Genomic DNA, 18,665 nt, shown 5'->3' on the forward strand with positions numbered 1-18,665 from the left:
TCGGCCGGCTCAAGTTTGATCAGAGCCGGCCGATGTTGTTTGTAGGGTCCATCCTGGCGGCGCTGTGCCGCCTGCACCGAGACAACTATGAGCAGCTCCCTTCTGAATATTGGTGCGACCGGCCTGCAGGTCGCCAATATCAACCTACAGGTGACTGGCAACAACATCGCCAACGCCAATACGCCCGGCTATTCCCGCCAGGAAGCCGTGCAGACGGAGAACATTCCGCTGTACGCCGGCGTCGGCTATCTGGGGCAGGGTGCCAACGTGACCACCGTCAAGCGTATCTACGACCAGTTCCTGACGGCCCAGGTGCAGAACGGCCAGGCCGCTACCAGTTCCGCTGACCAGCTCAACAGCCTGGTTTCCGGCCTGAGCCAGTACATGTCGGACAGCAACAGCGGCCTGAGCTCGGCGCTGACCAGTTTCTTCAACTCCGCAGACAGCCTGACGTCCAACCCGTCGAGCACCACCGCGCGCCAGGTGTTCCTGAACGCCGCGGCCGGTCTGCAGAGCCGTTTCAATTCGATTGCCGGGCAGTTGAACTCGCTCTCCGGCCAGGTCAACACGCAGGTACAAACGCAGATCAGCTCCGTTAACAGCGTGGCGCAGCAGATTGCCGGCCTGAACGACCAGATCACCAAGGCAGAAGCCTCTACCGGCCAGCCTGCCAATGACTTGCGTGACCAGCGCGACCAGCTCGTGCAGACGCTCAACAAGTCGATCAAGGCCAGCGTGGTGCAGACCAGCGACGGCCAGTACAACGTCTACGTGGGCAATGGTCAGGCGCTGGTGCAGGGCAACCAGAGCTACCAGCTGACAGCCGTGCCGTCGCAGTACGACCCGACGCAGCTGTCGGTGGGCTACAAGAGTTCGGCCGGTACCGTCACCATTGACGATAGCCAACTGGGCGGCGGCGCCCTGGGCGGGCTGATGGATTTCCGCCGCAACACGCTCATCCCGGCGCAGAACAGCCTGGGCAAACTGGCAGCGGCCGTGTCGGCCGACGTGAACGCGCAGAACAGCCTGGGGATGGACGCCAACGGCAAGATGGGGACGAACCTCTTCTCCGTGGCCGGCCCCACCGTTGCTGCCAGCAGCAACAACACCGGCAGCGCCACGGTCACGGCCAGCATCACCAACGCCAACGCGGGCCAGGGTTACGACTACCAGATCAAGTACCAGGGCGGCGCCTACACCGTCTCGCACTACCCGGACGGCTCCGCCTCCGTAACGGTGACGAGTTGGCCGACCACCATTGACGGCATCACGATGAACGTGTCGGGCTCGATGGCCAGCGGGGATTCGTTCCTGGTGCGCCCGACCGCCAACGCCGCATCGAGCATGCAGACGCTCACCACCGACTATCACAACGTGGCCGCCGCCACGCCGGTGGTGCTCAACCAGGGCAGCAACAACACGGGCAGCGCCACGGTGTCGTCCATTGGCGTGGACAGCACGTACGCCGGTTCGCCGCTCACGTCGCCGGTCAACCTGACGTACAGCTCGGCCGTGGGCGGCTCGCTCTCGGGCTTCCCGGGCAGCGTGACGGTTAACGTGAACGGCACCAACACCACATACACAGGTGGTACGGCGCCGTACACGCAGGGCGCGACGTACTCGTTCAACGGCGTGCAACTGACGCTCTCGGGCACGCCGGCCAACAACGACACGTTCGCCATCTCGGCCAACACCGCCAACAGCACCGACGGCGGCAATGCCAGCGCGCTGGCCAAGCTGCGCAATGCCACGCTGCTCGATGGCGGCACCACCTCGATCGGCTCGTCGTGGAACAACCTCGTCACCCAGGTGGGTGTGCAGGCCAATACGGCCAGCAGCAACCTGACGTCGCAGAAGGCGCTGCTGGCAAGCTCCACGCAGCAGCAGCAATCGGTGTCGGGCGTGAGCCTGGATGACGAAGCGATGAACCTGATGAAGTACCAGCAGGCCTACCAGGCATCGGCCAAGGTGATGCAGACGGCGAATACGCTGTTCGATTCGCTGCTGTCGATTGCAGGCAGCTAACGCAACCGATTGAAGAATCGCGCCAACGTGCCGATAACGTCCTAAAGCCCTTCGTCCGGACCGATCATGCGAGTCAGTACCGCCCAATTCTTTGCCGCGTCTTCTGCTTCGATGCAGAACACGCAGTCGAACCTGCTCACGCTGCAGCAGCAGATTGCCAGCGGTATTGCGCTCACCAGCGCCGGTGACAACCCGAGCGCGTTTGGGCAGATGACGCAACTGCAGCAAACGCAAGACGCGAACGACCAATACCAGGTCAACCGCGACGCCACCGATGCGCGCCTGACCAACGTGTCTTCGGCGCTCACCAACCTGGTGACCACGCTGCAACAGGGCAAGCAGTCGCTGGTGTCGGCCAACACCACGCTGATGACGGATTCGCAGCGCATTGGCGTGCTGGCGCAGGTCAAGCAGCAGTATCAGCAACTGTTGTCGACGGCCAACCAGCGTGACGCCTCGGGTGTGGCCCTGTTTGGCGGTGCCAACGGTACGACCGACCCGTTCGTCAGCACGAGCGGCAGCGTGCAGTATGTCGGCAGCGGTCAGCCGCCCACGGTGCAGGTCTCGCAAAATGTATCGATGCCGAATTCGGTGTCGGGTGACTCGGTGTTCGTGCGCATTGCCAATACCGACCCGTCAAACCCGAGCGCCAACCAGAGCATTTTCAAGACGTACGAAAACCTGATTACGGCGCTGTCCACCCCGATCAATCCGGCCACGCAGGCTACTGACGTTGCCAACCTGCAGAAGGCCGTGCAAACGGCGCAGGGCAACCTGGACAATGCCTACCAAGTCGCCCTGCAGGCGCAGGTGACGGTGGGCACGCAGCAGGCGCAGATCACCACGCTCAACAGCAGCGGTTCGAACTACGGCGAGCAGTTGAAGGAGCAGATCTCCAAGCTGCAGTCGGTGGACTACACCACGGCCATTTCGCAGTTTGCCCAGCAGCAGGTGTCGCTGCAGGCCGCGCAGAAAACCTTCACGGCCATGCAGGGCATGTCGCTGTTCCAGTACTTCAATCCTTGATCGGCTGACCAGGGGCGGTCAGGGGGCGCGGCGTATCATGTCGGCTCGCCTACCGTCAGGACTGGTCATGCCCATTCAATATCTCCGCCGCCTGACCAGCCCAGAGCGTACCGAAGACGCCAACCGCCGGCTGGGCCAATCGCTGGCTTTCGTGGCCGGTGCCGCCAACGCAGGCGGTTTTCTCGCCGTCAAACAGTACACGTCGCACATGTCCGGCATTGTCTCGGCGATGGCCGACGACCTCGTGCTGGGGGATTTCCTATTCGTGCTGGCGGGCTTCGCCTCGTTGTTGGCGTTCCTGTGCGGGGCGGCCTGTACGGCTGTGCTGGTCAACTGGGGGCGCCGGCGCAGCACGCAGAGTGAATTTGCATTGCCGCTCATGCTCGAGGCGGGGCTGCTGTTGCTCTTTGGTTTGATGGGCTCGTCGCTTGGGCAATACCGCCTCGTGTTCGTGCCGGCAACCGTGGCGCTGCTGTGCTTTCTGATGGGGTTGCAGAACGCCATCATCACCAAGATTTCTAGGGCGGAAATCCGCACGACGCACGTGACCGGCTTGGCCACCGACATCGGCATCGAGGTCGGCAAGGCGCTGTATTGGAACCACGGGCACCGCAATCTGCCGGCCGTGGTCGCCAATCGGCCCAAGCTGCGCTTGCTGGTCTCCCTGCTGGGGATGTTTTTCGTGGGCGGTGTCGCAGGCGCGCTGGGTTTCAAGCACGTGGGGTATGCCACCACCATCCCACTCGCATCAATTCTGATGCTGCTGGCCGTTGTGCCGGTGGTGGACGATCTGGTGGCACGCCGGAGGTAGCGTTTTGCTCAGCGCGGTAGCTGCATCAGATCATGCCGCCGTTGACGCCAATGACCTGTCGCGTGACATACGATGCCGCATCCGACATCAGAAAGCCCACCACGGCAGCCACCTCTGCCGGTTGCCCGACGCGGTTCATCGGTACCGCTTCCAGCGCCTGGTCCAGGTGCTCCATGTGCGCCAGCATCTCGGTCTCGATCAGCCCCGGTGCCACGCAGTTGACGGTGATGCGACGCGAGGCCAGCTCCACCGCCAGCGCCTTGGACGCGCCAATCAACCCTGCCTTGGCTGCGCTGTAGTTGACCTGCCCGCGGTTGCCCATCACGCCTGAGACGGACGCAATGGTGACAATGCGCCCGCCCTGGCGCGCTCGCACCATCGGCATGGTGAGCGGGTGCACGACGTTGTAGAAACCGTCCAGGCCAGTCTCCAGCACGATGTCCCAGTCTTCGTCTGTCAGGGCAGGGAAAGCTGCGTCGCGGGTGACGCCTGCACACAAGACGATGCCGTAGTAGGCGCCGTGTGCTTCCACGTCGGCTTCGAGCTGTGTGCGGCAGGCAGTGCGGTCGCGCACGTCGAACTGCAGGACGCGGGCCTTGCCGCCCTGCGTTTGGATGTCAGCCACGACGGCCTCGGCCTCTTTGCGGCCGCTGCGGCAATGGACCGAGACGTCGAACCCGTCAGACGCCAGTTGGTAGGCGATTGCGCGGCCGATGCCACGGCTTGCGCCCGTCACAAGAACACGGCGGCTCATGTGGTGAGACTCCCTGAAGTAGATGCTTGAATGTGTGCAAGCCTAACAGCAGAGGAAGGGGCAGAGGCGCAATGCCGTTCTAGCGGGGCAACGTTCCGAATTGAGTGAACGCCCGCCCGCTGAGATCCAGCGCATCCATCACCGAGCGCTCCACCACCGGCGCAAGCGAGGTCATCATCACCATGAGGAGCATCAGCCCCACCACTAGCGTGGCGGAGATCCCCACGGCAAATGGGTTGAGCGCCTGTGCGGTGCGTGCGAGCACGGCAAAGCCCAGGTTGACGATCATCATGATGGCGATGATCGGCAGGGCGATGCGTATGGCCAGCGCGAAGGCGATGGCACCGCCTTGGGCCAAGGTCTGCCAGCCGGGATTGGCCAGCGGCGTGGCCGCGATGGGCAGTGCGGTAAAGCTGTCGAACAGGGCGTGCAGCAGCACGAGATGCCCGTCTCCGGCAATGAAGGCGGTGATGGCCGTGAGGTTGAGGAAGCGGCCGAGCAACATGCTGCTTTCGGTCTGTTGCGGGTCGACCAGCGTGGCAAAGCCCAGGCCGATCTGTATCGACATCAGCTCGCCTGCGCCGCTGATGGCGCTGAAAACGAGCTGCACACAAAACCCGAGCGACAGCCCGATCGCCACTTGCAGCAGGGTGATCCACAGCCCCTCGTAGGAGCCGACCGACACCTCCGGCGGCACCGGCAGCATGGGCGCCAGCGCCACCGTGATGATGACGCCGAACGCCACCTTGACCGACATCGGCACTTCGGTGTTGGCAAACGGCGGCGCAATGGCGATGAACGCCAGCACGCGCACGAGCGGCCACCAGTACATGGCGATCCAGCCGTTGAGCTGAGTGGCGGTGAACTGGATCATGGTGGATGGCGGCTAGGTCAGCTCGGTGACGTCAATTCACGTAGTTGGGGATGTTGGTGAGCAGATCGCGCGTGTAGTCGACGATCACGCTCACGAGCCATGGGCCGGCCAGGATCATGGTGGCGGCCACGGCCACCAGCTTGGGAATGAACGACAGCGATTGCTCGTTCAGCTGCGTGGCAGCCTGGAACACCGCCATCAGGAGGCCGACCACCAGCGACACCAACAGCATGGGCGCACCCACCATCATGGCGACTTGCATCGCCTGGCGCGCCATATCCAATACGTACTCGGGTGTCATGACGGCTCCTTATTGCACAAAGCTCTGGGCCAGCGAGCCCAGCAGCAGGTGCCAGCCATCCACCAGCACAAACAGCATGATCTTGAACGGTAGCGAGAAGATGGATGGCGTGACCATCATCATCCCCATCGACATCAGCACGGCCGCCACCACAATGTCGATCACCAGGAACGGGATGAAGATGGCAAACCCGATCTGGAACGCGCTCTTCAATTCACTGGTGACAAAGGCGGGAATGAGCGCGCGCATGGGCGTCTGCTCAGGGCTGGCGATGGGCGGCATGTTGCCCATCTTCACGAACAGGGCGAGGTCCGGCTCGCGCGTCTGCTTGAGCATGAACTGGCGCAGCGGCGTGGCGGCCGTGTCCATGGCCTGTTCCACGGTGATCTTGCTGTCGCGCAGCGGCACGTAGGCGTCGGTATAGACCTTGTCGAGCACCGGCGACATGACGAAGAACGTGAGGAACAGCGCCAGCCCGATCAGCACCTGGTTGGGTGGGGTGGTTTGCGTGCCCAGCGCATGGCGCAGCAACGACAGCACGATGATGATGCGGGTGAAGCTGCTCATCATCAGGATGATGGCCGGCAGGAAACCGAGCGACGTGAGGAAGATCAGCGTCTGCACCGGCAGCGTATAGCTCTGCCCGCCGGCGCTGCCCGAGAGCAGCGGCAGACCGGGTTGTGCCTGAGCAAACACGGCAGGCGCCGCGCACAGCAGCGCCAGTGCCATCAAGCAACGGAAGACAGCACGCATGTTCATTCCGACTTCCCTGTGTTGCCTGTGAAGCGGCGCTTGAGTTCGCTGGCCAGTGCATCGGCAAAGGCGGGCGGCTTGCTGCCGGGTGTGGTGTTGTTGTCGGTGTGCGGCGTGGTTGCCGTGGCGGCATCTGCCGGGCGCGGCAGCGTGTGCAGCGTCTGCACGTGCTGCTGCGTAACGCCCAGCACCAGCCATGTGTCTTCCACTTCCACCACTACGACTTTCTCGCGGGCGCCCAGCATCTGCTGCGCCACCACCGAGATGACCTGGCTCCGGCGCCCGGGGCCCATGCCCGCGCGGTGCTGCAGCCTGCGCAGCAGCCAGCCGGCTGCCACGATCATGGCCAACACTACAAACAGCCCGCCAAGCGTGCGGGCCCAATCAACTGCATGGTTCATTTCAACACCTTGCCCGGGGGGAGCATTGGTTGCTGTCAGGGTGCGTCGAACCGGCTCCCGATCCTACTGCGCGGCCCGATCTTGGCCCTGTGATGCTCACCGTACCCATGTACGGTTGCGCTTCTCGAGCCAACCTCGGGCCGCTCGCTACGGATCGTGACCGGTTCTTAGCGATTCAACTTACGGATACGTTCAGACGGCGTGATGATGTCGGTCAGGCGGATACCGAACTTCTCGTTCACGACCACCACTTCGCCCTGGGCGATCAGGTAACCGTTCACCAGCACGTCCATCGGCTCACCGGCCAGTGCGTCCAGCTCCACCACCGAGCCCTGTGCCAACTGCAGCAGGTTCTTGATGGGCACCTTGGTGCGGCCCAGTTCCACCGTCAACTGCACGGGGATGTCCAGGATCATGTCGATGTCGTTACGCGAGTTGCCGGTCGCACTGGGGCTATCGACAACCAGCGGCTTGAACACCGAATCGGCGGCCGGCGTGGCGGCCGGCGGATTGGAGGCTGCACGTTGCGCCGCCTCCAGGGCCATGGCCTCTTCCATCGTCATCTCGACGTCAATGTCGTCGGCGCCGGTCTCGGGGTTCATGGTCGGTTCAGTTGTCATCGTCAGACTCCATGGCAGATTCACTGCCGCTCATATTCAGCATGCGGTTAACCCGCAGGGCGTATTGACCGTTGAAGGTGCCGTAGTTGCATTCCATGACGGGCACGCCGTCTACCTTGGCCGTCACGGAATCGTCCAGCTCCACCGGCAAGACATCGCCCACCTTCATGTTCAGAAGGTCGGAAAACTGCACGCGGGCGGTGGTCAGGTCGGCAACCAGTTCCACCTCGGCGGTTTGCACCTGTTGTGAGAGCAGCCGCACCCAGCGCTTGTCCACTTCCAGCGCCTCGCCCTGAATGGCGGAGGTCAGCCGGTCGCGGATCGGTTCGATCATCGTGTAGGGCATGCAGATGTGCACATCGCCGCCGTTGCTGCCCAGCTCCACGCTGAAGCTGGTCGTGACCACCACCTCGTTGGGCGTGGCCACGTTGGCGAATTCGGTGTGCATTTCCATGCGCAGTTGTTCGAACTCGATCGGGTAGATCGGCTGCCACGCCTTGGCGTAGTGATCGAACATGAGCTGCAGCATGCGCTGGATGATGCGCTGCTCGACGTCGGTAAAGTCGCGGCCTTCCACGCGCATGTGGAAGCGCCCATCACCACCGAACAGGTTGTCGACCACCAGGAAGATCAGGTTGGGATCGAACACGAACAGCGCCGTGCCGCGTAGCGGCTTGACGTGCACGAGGTTGATGGCGGCCGGCACGACCAGGTTGCGGATGAACTCGCTGTACTTCTGGACCTTTACCGGCCCAACGGAGATCTCCGCATTGCGACGCATGAAGTTGAACAACCCCAGACGCCAGTTGCGCGCAAACCGCTCGTTGATGATTTCCAGCGTGGGCATGCGCCCACGGACGATGCGCTCCTGAGAGCCCAGGTTATAGGTGCGTACACCAGACGGGTCGGCCGCGACAGGTTCCTCGTCGACCTCGTTGGTGACGCCCTTGAGGAGCGCATCGATCTCCTCCTGGGAAAGAAACTCTTCCTTGAGCATGTCACTGGATCACGAAGTTGGTGAACAGGACGTCTGCCACCGGCGATTCCTTGCCGACAGCCTTGAACACCTGCTCGCATTGTTCGACGATTTCCTTGGCCAGCGCGGCCTTGCCCTCTGCCGGATACAGCTCGGTGGGCGACTTGCTGGCCAGCAGCGTCAGGATCCGGCTGCGTAACTCGGGCGTGTAGGTCTTGATGCCCTCTTCAGCGTGCTTGTCGAAGCTTTTGAAGGTGATGCCGATCTGCAGATAGCGATCGCTGCCTTCCTCGGGCTTCAGGTTGACGGTGAGGGTGTCCATCGCCACGAAGACCGGCTCTTTGGGCTTGGCCGGGGCAGCAGGGGATGCAGCGTGATTGCCGCCTCCCAGGAAGAACCAGGCAGCGGCGCCGCCCATGCCGACGAGCACGAGCACGATCAGGATGATCAGCAGCAGCTTGGTGGAGCCGCCCTTTGCGGGGGCGGGGGCGGTAGTGGCGGCAGCAGCTTCGGCCATGGGGATCACTCGGAGGCTATGGGGGGGTGGGCCTTCCCAGCTCGAAATCCGTAAATTCCAGAGTCGGGTTCTCGGATGGCATTCTTCCCCACCTCTGTCCAGCTCATTCCGGCAAGAAACGCGGTCAATCCCGTCTATCTCGGGGGTTTGCGGCAAAGCGAGGTGGCCGTTGAGTGACTTAAAAGTAATTAATAGAGCACTTTTTTTGAGGCGTGACCCGCTTTCAGGCGCCTTGCGCATCTCCCGGCAAGCAAACCTCCGCGTAAAAGTGATGTCCGCCCGAAAGATTTGCCTGTGCGTGCCGTTGTAGTTCTGCAAAGGGCGTCGGACGGGTTTCCGGCGCCGCATACATGTGTTGCCGTCCTGCCGGAAGCTGTCTTGAATTCCTTGCCCTTTCCCACCCACGCTGCTCTTGCACCTGTCGATGCCGACAGGCTGCCGGCCGACTGTCCGGCACGCGGCGAGCCGCCGGGCTTCTGCCCGAAGCTCGACCTGCTGTCGATGGTCAACGCGTTGACCGAGGGCATTCTGGTGTGCGACGGGCAGCGCCGGGTGACGTACGCCAACCCCAGCGCCGCACGCTTGCTGGGTGTGCCGGTGGCCGAGTTGATCGGCCGCACGCTGGCACAGGTGGTGTTGTCGGCCGTTGACGAGTTCGAGACGACCATCCACGACACCGACTGGCCCGACCGCGACGTGATGGCCGAGGGCCTGCCGCAGTTGAACCAGATTTTCGGGCTGCACTGTCAGGATGGCCGCACCGTGTGGGTGTCGAGCAACTGGACACCGCTGTACGCCGAGGGCGGCCACGCGATGACCGCCGTGCCAGCGGCCGGGTCCAATGCGGCCTTGCCGCCGTACTCCGTGCTGGTGTCGCTGGTCGACATTACGCAGATCCGCGAGGCGCAGCAGCGCATCCGCCATCTGGCCACGCACGACACGCTCACCGGTTTGCTGAACCGCTCCGCGCTGGAAGACCGCCTGGAGCACGCACTGGCCATCGCGCGACGCAACCGCACGCGCGTCTCGGTCATGTTCCTGGATCTGGATCGTTTCAAGAACGTCAACGACACGCTGGGCCACCAGTTTGGCGACATGCTGCTGCGTGAAGTGGCAGCCCGCCTGCAGGCTTGTGCGCGCGAGGCCGACACGGTGGCGCGCCTGGGCGGCGACGAATTTGTCGTCATGCTCGAATCGCTCGACGGCCTGGGCACGCGCCGCGTGGCCGAGCGCATTCTCTCGGCCATCAGCGCGCCGTTCTATATCGAAGGGCAGGAGCTGTTCCTGGGCGTGTCGATCGGTATTGCCGTGGCACCGCACGACGGCGACGACCCCAACACCTTGCTGCGCAAGGCTGACGCGGCCATGTACCTGGCCAAGGAGCGCGGCCGCAACAACTTCCAGACCTTCACCAGCGACCTGGACGACCGCGTTTCGCGCCGCTTCCGCATTGAATCGGGTCTGCGCCGCGCCAGCGACCGCAACGAGTTCTATGCCGACTACCAGCCGCGCGTGGACGTGAAGAGTGGCCGCATTGTCAGCGTCGAGGCGCTCATCCGCTGGAACTCGGCAGACTTCGGCCGCATGATGCCCGGCCAGTTCATTCAAGACGCGGAAGAGACCGGCCTGATCGTCGAGATCGACCGCTGGATCTTGCGCGCCGCTTGCGATCAGCTTGCGCGCTGGCGCCGCATCGGGCTGCCGCAACTGCGCATGTCGATCAACCTGTCGGGGCAGGCCTTCAGCTCGGGGCAGCTCAGTGCCATGGTGCGCGGGGCGTTGTCCACCAGCGGTTTGCCGGGTGATGCGGTTGAACTGGAGATGACCGAGGGCATCCTGATCCGCGATGATCCTTCGCTGCATGCGTTGCTGACCGAGCTGCGCGCGATGGGCGTGTCGCTGGCGCTGGATGATTTCGGCACCGGATATTCATCGCTGTCGTATCTGCACCGGTTCCCGATCGATACGCTCAAGATCGACCGCTCCTTCGTGCAGGATTTGCCGCACGTAGCCGAGCGCGCCGCCATCACGCGGGCCATCATCATGATGGCGCAGGCGATGGGCATGAAGACCGTGGCCGAAGGCGTGGAAACCACCGGGCAGCTCGATTTCCTGCGCGAGGTCGGCTGCGACGAGTATCAGGGGTATCTGCTCACGCGGCCGCTGGAGCCCTCCGCCGTGCAGGACCTGGTGCGCGAGAACGTGCGCCAGTACGGTATGCGCCTACCGCGCGAGCCGCGTCTTCTGTGATTTCGAGTCTTTTCGGGGTGTCCCGAAAAGCGTAGCGAGCCGCCCGAGGTTGGCGCGAGAAGCGCAGCCGTACACGTGTACGGCGAGCATCGCAGGGCCAAGATCGGGTGGCGCAGTAGCTTTGCAGGACACCCTATAACTGCAACCCGTTGCTGACCACGTACATGGTCACCTCGGCGTTGTTGCGCAGCTTCATCTTTGAGAGCACCCGCCCCCGATACACACTGACTGTCTTGGCACTGATCTGCAGTGCCTCGGCAATCTCGCTCAGCGTGCGGCCGGAGCCGAGCATGCGCAGGGTCTGGAATTCTCGGTCAGACAGGATGTCGTGGCGGGGCTTGTCCCAGTCGACGTTCAGGTTGTCGGCCAACACCTCCACCATGTCGGAAGGCAGGTATTTCTTGCCTTTGGAGATGGCGTTGACGGCGGCCAGCAACTGCGGCTGGCTGGCATCCATGGGCAGATAGCCGGACGCCCCGGCCTTGAGCGCGCGCACCGCAAGCAGCGCCTCGGGGTGGCGGCCGAGTGCCAGCACGGCCAGGCGCGCGTGCTGCTGGCGCACGGTCTTGATGGTCTGGAATTCATCGCCGGTGGCCGATTCCACCGAGAACAGCATGACGTCCCACTCGCGCTGTTCGAGCAGGTCGTTGTTGGCGTCGCGCAGGTCGGGCACAGCCTCGATCTGCCGGGCCAGGCGTGAATCCTTGAGGATCTGGCGCAGGCCGACACGGGCAATATCGTGCGGTTCGACAATCAGAACGTTAAGCATGGGCGTTGCGGGTCAAGCGGGCTCACTTCAGAGCTCTTCTAACCGCCAGCGGGTCATGGACCTGTGGATCAGGCTGGCGGGCCGTGCAACTCCCCATCTGTGCGGCGGCGCTCTGTGCTCTCTATATATAGGGGCGGGCGCCTTTGAACGGATCGATCGAGTATAGCCGAGGGCCTGCCGGCCAAGAAGGAGGCCCGGCGCCTCTTTTGGTGGGGGATGAAAGTAGGGGGTGCCGCCAGGCCAAACCGCCGCTCGCGCACAAATTTGTCAAGTTGCCCCTAAACTTTCTGCCGCGGCCACCGATAACCTGAGTACAACGCAGACCTGATCCCCTTCAAGTTGCAGGTCACGTTGCCCGGCCTAGCCGGAATGAGCAATCAAACGGGCAACAACGCCATCGGGAAACTTAGGAGCCGTCATGTCCCTCAGCCTTAATACCAACATCTCGTCCCTGCAAACGCAGCAAGCACTGAATCAATCGCAGTCCGCTCTGCAAACGTCGCTGCAACGTCTGTCGACCGGCCTGCGCGTGAACAGCGCCAAGGACGATGCCGCTGCTTACGCTGTGGCCTCCAGCCTGACGACCACGCTGAACGCCCAAACCCAAGGTATCCAGAACGCCAACAACGCGCAGTCGTACCTGCAAACGGCCGACTCGTACCTGGGTCAGGTTGAAAACAACCTGCAGCGTATGAACCAGCTGGCGGTGGAAGCCAACAACGGCGGTCTGTCGACCACCGACCAGGCTAACCTGGACAAGGAATACCAACAGCTGGCCTCGGCCAACAAGAGCATCGAGACCAACGCCAACTACAACGGCGCCAAGCTGTTCGACGGCTCGGTGACGTCGACGTCGTTCCAGTACGGCCAAAGCGCAGCAACCGACGTGGCCAACGTCACCAACGCCAACCTGGCAAGCTTCGGCACGCTGACCGGTACGAGCGTAACCTCGACCGCCAACGCAACCGCAGCCCAGGCCGCGATCGCCACCGACCTGACCAGCCTGAAGGCCGCCCGCGCAAGCCTGGGTGCCCAGCAAAGCGGTCTGACCTCGACCATCAACACGTTGACCTCGTCGAACACCGCTCTGTCGGCCGCCAAGTCCACCATGATCGACACCGACTACGCTGCTGAAACGTCGAACATGACCCGCCAGAACATCCTGCAGCAAGCGGGTACGGCCATGCTGGCGCAAGCCAACTCGGCACCGAACAGCATCCTGAACCTGCTGAAGGGCTAATAGCAGACTGATGCGGGCTCGGCCGCCTGGCGGCTGGCTGCAAGAGTCGGTAGGGGCCGGCGCTCTTCGGGGCGCCGGCTTTTTTTTTGCTGAACGACGGTTGAACGACACCCCACTTCATCAGGGGTGGCGTATGGGCGCCATGCCCTAAAGAAGTGGCAGGCGCTGCCGTTGACAAGAGAGACTTCCGTCGGCGAAGACGTTCACCAGATTCGATCATGGCGACCACCACGACCTCTTCCACCACCAGCAACTACGTTCCGCCGATCTCCATCCCCGGTATTGGGACGAGCATCGACGTCAACTCGCTGGTCTCCAGCCTGATGAGCGTGGAAAGCCAGCCGCTGACACAGTTGCAGACTCAGCAGAGCTCGTACCAGACGCAGCTCTCGGCTGTGGGTACGCTCAAGAGTGCGCTGTCGACCTTCCAGACTGCACTGTCGAACCTGACCACCGCGTCGAACTACAGCGCCATGAAGGCGAGCGGCTATGACTCGTCGGTGCTGAGCGCATCGGTTACCGGCTCTGCCCCGGCCAGCTCGTATGCCGTCAATGTGACGCAGCTGGCGCAATCACAGGTGCTGGCCGCGCAGGGGCAGACGTCAACCACGGCAGCCATTGGCAGCGGGTCGTCCACCACGATTTCTTTCTCGTTCGGCTCGGTGTCGGGCGGTACGCTTTCGGGCGGCAAGTACACCGGCGCCACGTTCACGCAGAACGGCAGCCTGGCGGGTGGTTCGATCACGATCAACTCGTCCAACAACACGCTGGCCGGTATTCGTGATGCGATCAACTCGGCCAACCTGGGCGTCTCGGCCAGCATCGTGGATGACGGCAGCGGCAATCCGTACCGTCTGGTGCTGACCTCCACGGCGGGCGGTTCCAACTCGGAGATGAAGATCTCCGTGTCGGGCGACTCAACGCTGCAATCGCTGCTCTCGCAAGATCCGGCCGGCACGCAGAACCTGAACGAGGTGACCACGGGCCAGAACGCCCTGGCCACCGTCAACGGCATTGCCGTGCAAAGCCCGACCAACACGTTGTCGAACGTGGTGGATGGCACGTCGTTCACGCTGGCCAAGACGGGCAGCACCACCGTGACGGTGGCCAACGACCCGACCGCCACCACCAACGCCATCACCAGTTTCGTGAATGGCTACAACGCGCTGCGCACGCAACTGAACAACCTGACCAACATCGACACCAGCAACAGCGCCAACAACGGCCCGCTGGCAGGCGATGTGAGCACCAAGACGCTCATCAACCAGATTACCGATGTGCTGGGCCAGGCCATCGGCAGCGGCCAGTATCAGTCGCTGGGCAGCGTGGGCGTGACGATGAATTCGGACGGCACGCTGGCGGTCGACAACACCAAGCTGTCGGCGGCGATTGCCGCATCGCCCAGCCAGGTGGCTGGCCTGTTTGCCGGCACGGGCACGGCCACGGATGCGCTGGTCAACGTGCCGACGTTTTCGAGCACCACGCAGTCGGGCAGCTACGCCGTCAGCGTTTCGCAACTGGCCACGCAGGGCTCGCTCTCCGGCTCGGCCGCGGCCAACACGACCATCACGGCAGGTTCCAACGACACGCTGGCGTTCAACGTCAGCGGTATCGCCGTCAACGTGACGATTCCGGCCGGCAGCTACAGCGCTGCGGGCCTGGCCGCACAGGTCCAGAGCCAGATCAACGCATCGTCGAGCCTGCAGAGCGCCAAGATCACCGCATCGGTGTCGGCCAATGCTGGCGGCGTGCTGAGCATTACCGACAGCCAGTTCGGTTCGATCTCGTCGGTATCGGTGTCGGGCAATGGTGCTGCGTCCCTGATGGGCGGCAGCCCCACCGCAGTGATTGGCCAGGACGTGCAGGGCACCATCAACGGGGTGGCGGCCACGGGTTCGGGTCAGAACCTGTATGGCGCGACGGGCACGGCCGTCGATGGACTGACCGTGCAGGTGACCGGCGGTGCGCTGGGCAGCCGCGGCACGGTGACAGTGCAGCGTGGTTATGCCGCGCAACTCAACACAGTCATGACCAACCTGCTGTCGACCACCGGCATGGTGCAGAACGAGACGGACTCGATCAACAGTTCGCTCACTTCGCTCGCCAGCCAGATCAGCAGCATGCAACTGCAGTTGAGCAACAAGCAGGCCCTGTACTACACGCAGTTCAATGCGTTGTCTGCAGCGGTGGCCAGCATGACGAATACCAGCACCTACCTGACCACGCAGCTCGCGGCCATTGCGAACCAGACCAAGAGCAGCTAAGTCAGGATTGAAGCAACACCCATAACAAGATCACACAGCGAGGACCTTTTCCATGTACGCAGCACGCCGCGCCATCGGTGCCTACGCGCAAGTCGGTATCGAGACGTCTGTGGTTGACGCCAACCCGCATCGATTGATCGCCATGCTGTTTGACGGTGCACGCGCGGCCGTCAAGCTGGCTGCCGCCTCCATCGAGCGCGGCGACCTGCCCACCAAGCTGCGTGCGTTTGACAAGGCCATCTCGATCATCGGCCAGGGTTTGCAGGCTAGTCTCGACCACCAGCGTGGTGGCGAGATCGCCGTGCAGCTCAATGGCCTGTACGACTACATGCTGCGCCGCCTGCTGGTGGCCAACGGCACCAATGACGTGTCAATGCTTGCCGAGGTTGACGGTTTGCTGGCTTCGCTGCAGGATGCTTGGCTTGCCATTGGCCAGCCGGGTGCGGCGGCCCCCAGCAACCACCTGAGTGTTGTGAGCTGACGCCGTTTGCTGCACACCAGCCGCGCAGCAAAGCGATTTCTTTATCGAATTCGGCCCACCTGGAGCCAACATGCACCGCCATATCCCGATCAAGGACAGCGAAAGTCTGTTCGCCTGCTACGAAGCCATCGCACGCCTGACTGCTGAAATGGTCAACGCGGCCGAAGTGGGTAACTGGGAAATCGTCAGTACGCTTGAGAGCGAAAGCGCCGCCTATGTGGATGCGCTGCGCCGTTCCGAGCCGCATCCCACGCTGTCACGCGACGACATCGAGCGCAAGCGCACGCTGCTCGTGCGCATTCTTGAAGACGACGCCCGCGTGCGCGCGATGGTGTATCCGCGCCTGGACCGTCTGCAGAAGCGCATTGACACGGCGCGCCGTGCCAACACCGCCAGCCACGCTTACGGCAGCATGGCGCGCTACTGATTTCTTACGGGGTTACCCAACTTCGCGAGGCGCAGGCGCGCCTTGCATCTCCTGCGACAGTGCCAGGTATTGATCGGATTTGCGGGCAAGTACGTTGGCCTGCATCTGATACACGGTGGCGAGCTGTTGGGCAGCCAGGAAGCTGCCTCGCCCGACTACGCTGCCATCCATCCCCGCCTGATCGCCAATCTCCAGGCAACGGCAGAACGCCTGCTCCGCCAGCGGCAGCCACTGCGTGCTGGCATGCTCCGGGTGCTTGACCGCCGCATCCACCAACACCAAACCCAGCGCGAAACACAGATCCGGAAAGTCCGGCCATGCATGGATGCTGGCATCCGCGTGCGCCATTGCTTCATCCAGGCGATCAGATTTACCCAGGCTGTACAGATAGCGTAGCGCCAGGTTGCGGCGGTAGGGCGCGTCTTGCGGCGCGCGGGCGAAAGCGCGGGCGTAGTAGTCCGCGGCCCTGGCGTAGTCCTCCTGATGCAGTTCGATTTCCTTGCCGAGCTGGAACAGCACGTAAGGATCTTCCGGCCGATGCTTGAGTTCATCGAGCAGGAGCTGCGTGTTGCGATCACCTTTCTTCTGCATCTTGGCGGTGGTGTAGCCGTCATGCCGCAGCACGATGGGCAGGCGTTCCGCCTGCAACGATGACACCGGCTGTTCATGGATCCGTCCCACGTAGCGCACGCCGCGCGGCAACAATCGGGGGAGCCACGCGATCAGTTGGCTGGCATCTTCGGTCGCATCGGTATCGTTCTTGATGCAGAGGATGCCCAGCATCGGGTTGGCGTTGCCCAGAGCGCGCAGGTGCTCACCACCGGACTCCAGCCACTCATCCGCATCCAGGATGAGGTTCCAGTCCGCATTGGCGGCTTCCAGTGCGGCGTTGCGGGCGGCAGAAAAATCATTCTGCCAAGTCATCTGGCTGACATGCGCACCACATGCCTGGGCAAGGGGGATGGTGTCGTCAGTGGAGCCGGTATCCAACACCACCATGCGATCGACAAACGGTTTGGCGCTCAGCAGGCAGCGCTCAATGCAGGCGGCCTCGTTGCGCGCGATCACAACAAGCGCGACCCGCGCCGGGTTGGTGGGAGTGGATTGCACGGTGTGTCGGGGAGATGAAAATTCGGGATGCAGCCCGGCACGTCAATCCGGCCCGGCTGTGTGAAGGGTGATGGGGTGGTGGGGCGGTTAACCTCGGTCATCTGCTGCAGCAAGCGCATCCAGCAGCGTGCGCAGCACCTCGCGCGTGGCGCCAATCTCGTCGAGTTCGAGCGGGATCTTGCATGCAAGCGCCTGCGGCACCTTGGTGGCGCGCTCCTTCAGCGTGCGGCCGGTCTCGGTCAGCTCGATGACGACGCGGCGCTGGTCGTCACGATCGCGTGTGCGCGTCAGCAGCCCCTGTTCTTCCAGGCGCTTGAGCAACGGCGTGAGCGTGCCGGTATCCAGATACAACGTGCGGCCCAGGTCGCCCACGGCACACGGCGCCTGCTGCCAGCAGGCCAGCATCACGAGGTACTGCGGATAGGTCAGCCCCAGTTCGTCGAGCAGCGGACGGTACAGGCGCGTCAGCAGATGGCCCGCGGCGTACAGAGGAAAACAGAGCTGCTGATCGAGTGCCAGCACGTCGTTCACGGCAAGACTCCCGGGGACGGTCCTGGCGCCTGTGCGGCGCGTGCCGCAGTGGCCTGGGCAAGCGGTTTGCGCGTGACCGTGTTCAATGGGACGTCAATATTGCCACGGACGGCACGCGAATTGGGGCGCGCGCCTGGCGGCAGTTGTAAGCGCGCTTGCCGTCGCTCGATGCTGGCGAGGAGAACCAAGCGACGGCAGGGTCACGTCAGATCGACATACTCATGATGCTCTGGTACGCCGAGACAAACTTGTTGCGCACCTGTACGGCGGTCTGGAGGTCGATGTTGGCCTTCTGCAGCGAGAGCATTACGTCGTGCAGGTCGACGTCGCTGTTGCCCATCTCAAAGCTGCGCGAGATGGCGTCAGCCTTCTGTTGCGAGGCATCGACCTTGTCCAGCGATGACTTGAGCACTGCACCGAAGTCGACGCTGGGCTTGGCAGCATCACCGCTGGCGGTGCTGGCACCGACGGCGGAGGACGGCGCCAGCACGCTGTTCATCAGCGAGACCACGGAGTTGGCGTTGGAGAAATCCAT

At 63.2% G+C, this 18,665-nt stretch carries 20 protein-coding genes; 8 read left to right on the plus strand and 12 right to left on the minus strand.

Translation table 11 applies throughout. The features are described from left to right. The first annotated feature begins 87 nt into the window (after positions 1 to 87). The 3 genes from flgK to PI87_RS06155 all read left to right on the plus strand — a co-directional run bounded on the left by flgK (position 88) and on the right by PI87_RS06155 (position 3,862). A complete protein-coding gene (gene flgK, locus PI87_RS06145) occupies positions 88 to 2,025 on the plus strand; it encodes a flagellar hook-associated protein FlgK (protein ID WP_039596786.1) in 1,938 nt (645 codons plus the stop codon). 66 nt (positions 2,026 to 2,091) lie between these two features. Next, complete coding sequence (flgL, locus tag PI87_RS06150; RefSeq protein ID WP_039596787.1) at positions 2,092 to 3,051, plus strand: flagellar hook-associated protein FlgL; 960 nt, start codon at positions 2,092 to 2,094, stop codon at positions 3,049 to 3,051. Positions 3,052 to 3,118: 67 nt separating this feature from the next. Continuing rightward, positions 3,119 to 3,862 (plus strand): YoaK family protein, encoded by a 744-nt coding sequence (locus PI87_RS06155; RefSeq protein WP_039596788.1) that lies wholly within the window; start codon positions 3,119 to 3,121, stop codon positions 3,860 to 3,862. 25 nt (positions 3,863 to 3,887) lie between these two features. Here the strand turns inward: PI87_RS06155 and PI87_RS06160 are convergent, their stop codons facing one another. The 8 genes from PI87_RS06160 to fliL all read right to left on the minus strand — a co-directional run bounded on the left by PI87_RS06160 (position 3,888) and on the right by fliL (position 9,058). Then, complete coding sequence (locus PI87_RS06160; RefSeq protein ID WP_039596789.1) at positions 3,888 to 4,616, minus strand: 3-ketoacyl-ACP reductase FabG2; 729 nt, start codon at positions 4,614 to 4,616, stop codon at positions 3,888 to 3,890. A gap of 79 nt (positions 4,617 to 4,695) precedes the next feature. Beyond that, on the minus strand, positions 4,696 to 5,490 hold the full coding sequence (gene fliR / locus PI87_RS06165) for a flagellar biosynthetic protein FliR (protein ID WP_039596790.1): 795 nt from the start codon (positions 5,488 to 5,490) through the stop codon (positions 4,696 to 4,698). Positions 5,491 to 5,521: 31 nt separating this feature from the next. After that, a complete protein-coding gene (gene fliQ / locus PI87_RS06170) occupies positions 5,522 to 5,791 on the minus strand; it encodes a flagellar biosynthesis protein FliQ (protein WP_021193480.1) in 270 nt (89 codons plus the stop codon). Between the two features lie 9 nt (positions 5,792 to 5,800). After that, the gene (gene fliP, locus PI87_RS06175; protein ID WP_039596791.1) at positions 5,801 to 6,550 is read right to left on the minus strand and encodes a flagellar type III secretion system pore protein FliP; all 750 of its coding nucleotides are present in this window, start codon (positions 6,548 to 6,550) and stop codon (positions 5,801 to 5,803) included. Continuing rightward, positions 6,547 to 6,945 carry a flagellar biosynthetic protein FliO gene (fliO, locus tag PI87_RS06180; protein WP_039596792.1) on the minus strand — a complete coding sequence of 133 codons (399 nt, stop codon included), beginning with the start codon at positions 6,943 to 6,945 and terminating at the stop codon, positions 6,547 to 6,549. The genes fliP and fliO overlap by 4 nt, the downstream gene beginning before the upstream one ends. Positions 6,946 to 7,112: 167 nt before the next feature. Continuing rightward, positions 7,113 to 7,565 (minus strand): flagellar motor switch protein FliN, encoded by a 453-nt coding sequence (gene fliN / locus PI87_RS06185; protein ID WP_039596793.1) that lies wholly within the window; start codon positions 7,563 to 7,565, stop codon positions 7,113 to 7,115. Next, on the minus strand, positions 7,555 to 8,562 hold the full coding sequence (gene fliM, locus PI87_RS06190; RefSeq protein ID WP_039596794.1) for a flagellar motor switch protein FliM: 1,008 nt from the start codon (positions 8,560 to 8,562) through the stop codon (positions 7,555 to 7,557). Before fliM ends, fliN begins: the two co-directional genes overlap by 11 nt. Before the next feature lies 1 nt (position 8,563). Beyond that, a complete protein-coding gene (gene fliL, locus PI87_RS06195; protein WP_039596795.1) occupies positions 8,564 to 9,058 on the minus strand; it encodes a flagellar basal body-associated protein FliL in 495 nt (164 codons plus the stop codon). A 501-nt stretch (positions 9,059 to 9,559) separates the two neighbouring features. Here fliL and PI87_RS06200 point away from each other — a divergent pair. Beyond that, positions 9,560 to 11,308, plus strand: a complete 1,749-nt coding sequence (locus PI87_RS06200) for a putative bifunctional diguanylate cyclase/phosphodiesterase (RefSeq protein WP_039596897.1) — start codon at positions 9,560 to 9,562, stop codon at positions 11,306 to 11,308. A 133-nt stretch (positions 11,309 to 11,441) separates the two neighbouring features. Here PI87_RS06200 and PI87_RS06205 read toward each other — a convergent pair whose 3' ends face one another. Then, the gene (locus tag PI87_RS06205; protein WP_039596796.1) at positions 11,442 to 12,077 is read right to left on the minus strand and encodes a LuxR C-terminal-related transcriptional regulator; all 636 of its coding nucleotides are present in this window, start codon (positions 12,075 to 12,077) and stop codon (positions 11,442 to 11,444) included. 418 nt (positions 12,078 to 12,495) lie between these two features. Between PI87_RS06205 and PI87_RS06210 the strand changes: the two genes are divergently transcribed. From PI87_RS06210 to PI87_RS06225, 4 genes are all read left to right on the plus strand, one after another. Next, complete coding sequence (locus PI87_RS06210) at positions 12,496 to 13,317, plus strand: flagellin N-terminal helical domain-containing protein (protein WP_039596797.1); 822 nt, start codon at positions 12,496 to 12,498, stop codon at positions 13,315 to 13,317. A gap of 218 nt (positions 13,318 to 13,535) precedes the next feature. Further along, positions 13,536 to 15,581, plus strand: a complete 2,046-nt coding sequence (gene fliD / locus PI87_RS06215; RefSeq protein ID WP_052321422.1) for a flagellar filament capping protein FliD — start codon at positions 13,536 to 13,538, stop codon at positions 15,579 to 15,581. A gap of 52 nt (positions 15,582 to 15,633) precedes the next feature. Then, the gene (gene fliS / locus PI87_RS06220) at positions 15,634 to 16,062 is read left to right on the plus strand and encodes a flagellar export chaperone FliS (protein WP_039596798.1); all 429 of its coding nucleotides are present in this window, start codon (positions 15,634 to 15,636) and stop codon (positions 16,060 to 16,062) included. A 70-nt stretch (positions 16,063 to 16,132) separates the two neighbouring features. Next, positions 16,133 to 16,489: a flagellar protein FliT gene (locus tag PI87_RS06225; protein WP_039596799.1), complete on the plus strand. Its 357-nt coding sequence runs from the start codon at positions 16,133 to 16,135 to the stop codon at positions 16,487 to 16,489. A 12-nt stretch (positions 16,490 to 16,501) separates the two neighbouring features. Here the strand turns inward: PI87_RS06225 and PI87_RS06230 are convergent, their stop codons facing one another. From PI87_RS06230 to fliE, 3 genes are all read right to left on the minus strand, one after another. After that, complete coding sequence (locus PI87_RS06230) at positions 16,502 to 17,599, minus strand: glycosyltransferase (protein WP_039596800.1); 1,098 nt, start codon at positions 17,597 to 17,599, stop codon at positions 16,502 to 16,504. Positions 17,600 to 17,686: 87 nt separating this feature from the next. Continuing rightward, on the minus strand, positions 17,687 to 18,130 hold the full coding sequence (locus tag PI87_RS06235) for a MarR family winged helix-turn-helix transcriptional regulator (protein WP_039596801.1): 444 nt from the start codon (positions 18,128 to 18,130) through the stop codon (positions 17,687 to 17,689). Between the two features lie 205 nt (positions 18,131 to 18,335). Next, entirely contained in the window at positions 18,336 to 18,665 is a 330-nt protein-coding gene (gene fliE / locus PI87_RS06240) for a flagellar hook-basal body complex protein FliE (RefSeq protein ID WP_039596802.1), read from the minus strand.

Source organism: Ralstonia sp. A12, from assembly GCF_000801955.1.
Taxonomy (GTDB): Bacteria; Pseudomonadota; Gammaproteobacteria; order Burkholderiales; family Burkholderiaceae; genus Ralstonia.

Excerpts from the sequence above, each read along its gene's own strand:
- fliM (WP_039596794.1), bottom strand. The coding sequence starts at position 8,562 with ATGCTCAAGGAAGAGTTTCTTTCCCAGGAGGAGATCGATGCGCTCCTC.
- fliL (WP_039596795.1), bottom strand. The coding sequence starts at position 9,058 with ATGGCCGAAGCTGCTGCCGCCACTACCGCCCCCGCCCCCGCAAAGGGC.
- flgK (WP_039596786.1), top strand. The coding sequence starts at position 88 with ATGAGCAGCTCCCTTCTGAATATTGGTGCGACCGGCCTGCAGGTCGCC.
- fliO (WP_039596792.1), bottom strand. The coding sequence starts at position 6,945 with ATGAACCATGCAGTTGATTGGGCCCGCACGCTTGGCGGGCTGTTTGTA.
- PI87_RS06160 (WP_039596789.1), bottom strand. The coding sequence starts at position 4,616 with ATGAGCCGCCGTGTTCTTGTGACGGGCGCAAGCCGTGGCATCGGCCGC.
- fliN (WP_039596793.1), bottom strand. The coding sequence starts at position 7,565 with ATGACAACTGAACCGACCATGAACCCCGAGACCGGCGCCGACGACATT.
- PI87_RS06225 (WP_039596799.1), top strand. The coding sequence starts at position 16,133 with ATGCACCGCCATATCCCGATCAAGGACAGCGAAAGTCTGTTCGCCTGC.
- fliD (WP_052321422.1), top strand. The coding sequence starts at position 13,536 with ATGGCGACCACCACGACCTCTTCCACCACCAGCAACTACGTTCCGCCG.
- fliS (WP_039596798.1), top strand. The coding sequence starts at position 15,634 with ATGTACGCAGCACGCCGCGCCATCGGTGCCTACGCGCAAGTCGGTATC.
- fliP (WP_039596791.1), bottom strand. The coding sequence starts at position 6,550 with ATGAACATGCGTGCTGTCTTCCGTTGCTTGATGGCACTGGCGCTGCTG.
- PI87_RS06210 (WP_039596797.1), top strand. The coding sequence starts at position 12,496 with ATGTCCCTCAGCCTTAATACCAACATCTCGTCCCTGCAAACGCAGCAA.
- fliE (WP_039596802.1), bottom strand. The coding sequence starts at position 18,665 with ATGGATTTCTCCAACGCCAACTCCGTGGTCTCGCTGATGAACAGCGTG.
- PI87_RS06155 (WP_039596788.1), top strand. The coding sequence starts at position 3,119 with ATGCCCATTCAATATCTCCGCCGCCTGACCAGCCCAGAGCGTACCGAA.
- fliR (WP_039596790.1), bottom strand. The coding sequence starts at position 5,490 with ATGATCCAGTTCACCGCCACTCAGCTCAACGGCTGGATCGCCATGTAC.
- flgL (WP_039596787.1), top strand. The coding sequence starts at position 2,092 with ATGCGAGTCAGTACCGCCCAATTCTTTGCCGCGTCTTCTGCTTCGATG.
- PI87_RS06205 (WP_039596796.1), bottom strand. The coding sequence starts at position 12,077 with ATGCTTAACGTTCTGATTGTCGAACCGCACGATATTGCCCGTGTCGGC.
- PI87_RS06200 (WP_039596897.1), top strand. The coding sequence starts at position 9,560 with ATGGTCAACGCGTTGACCGAGGGCATTCTGGTGTGCGACGGGCAGCGC.
- fliQ (WP_021193480.1), bottom strand. The coding sequence starts at position 5,791 with ATGACACCCGAGTACGTATTGGATATGGCGCGCCAGGCGATGCAAGTC.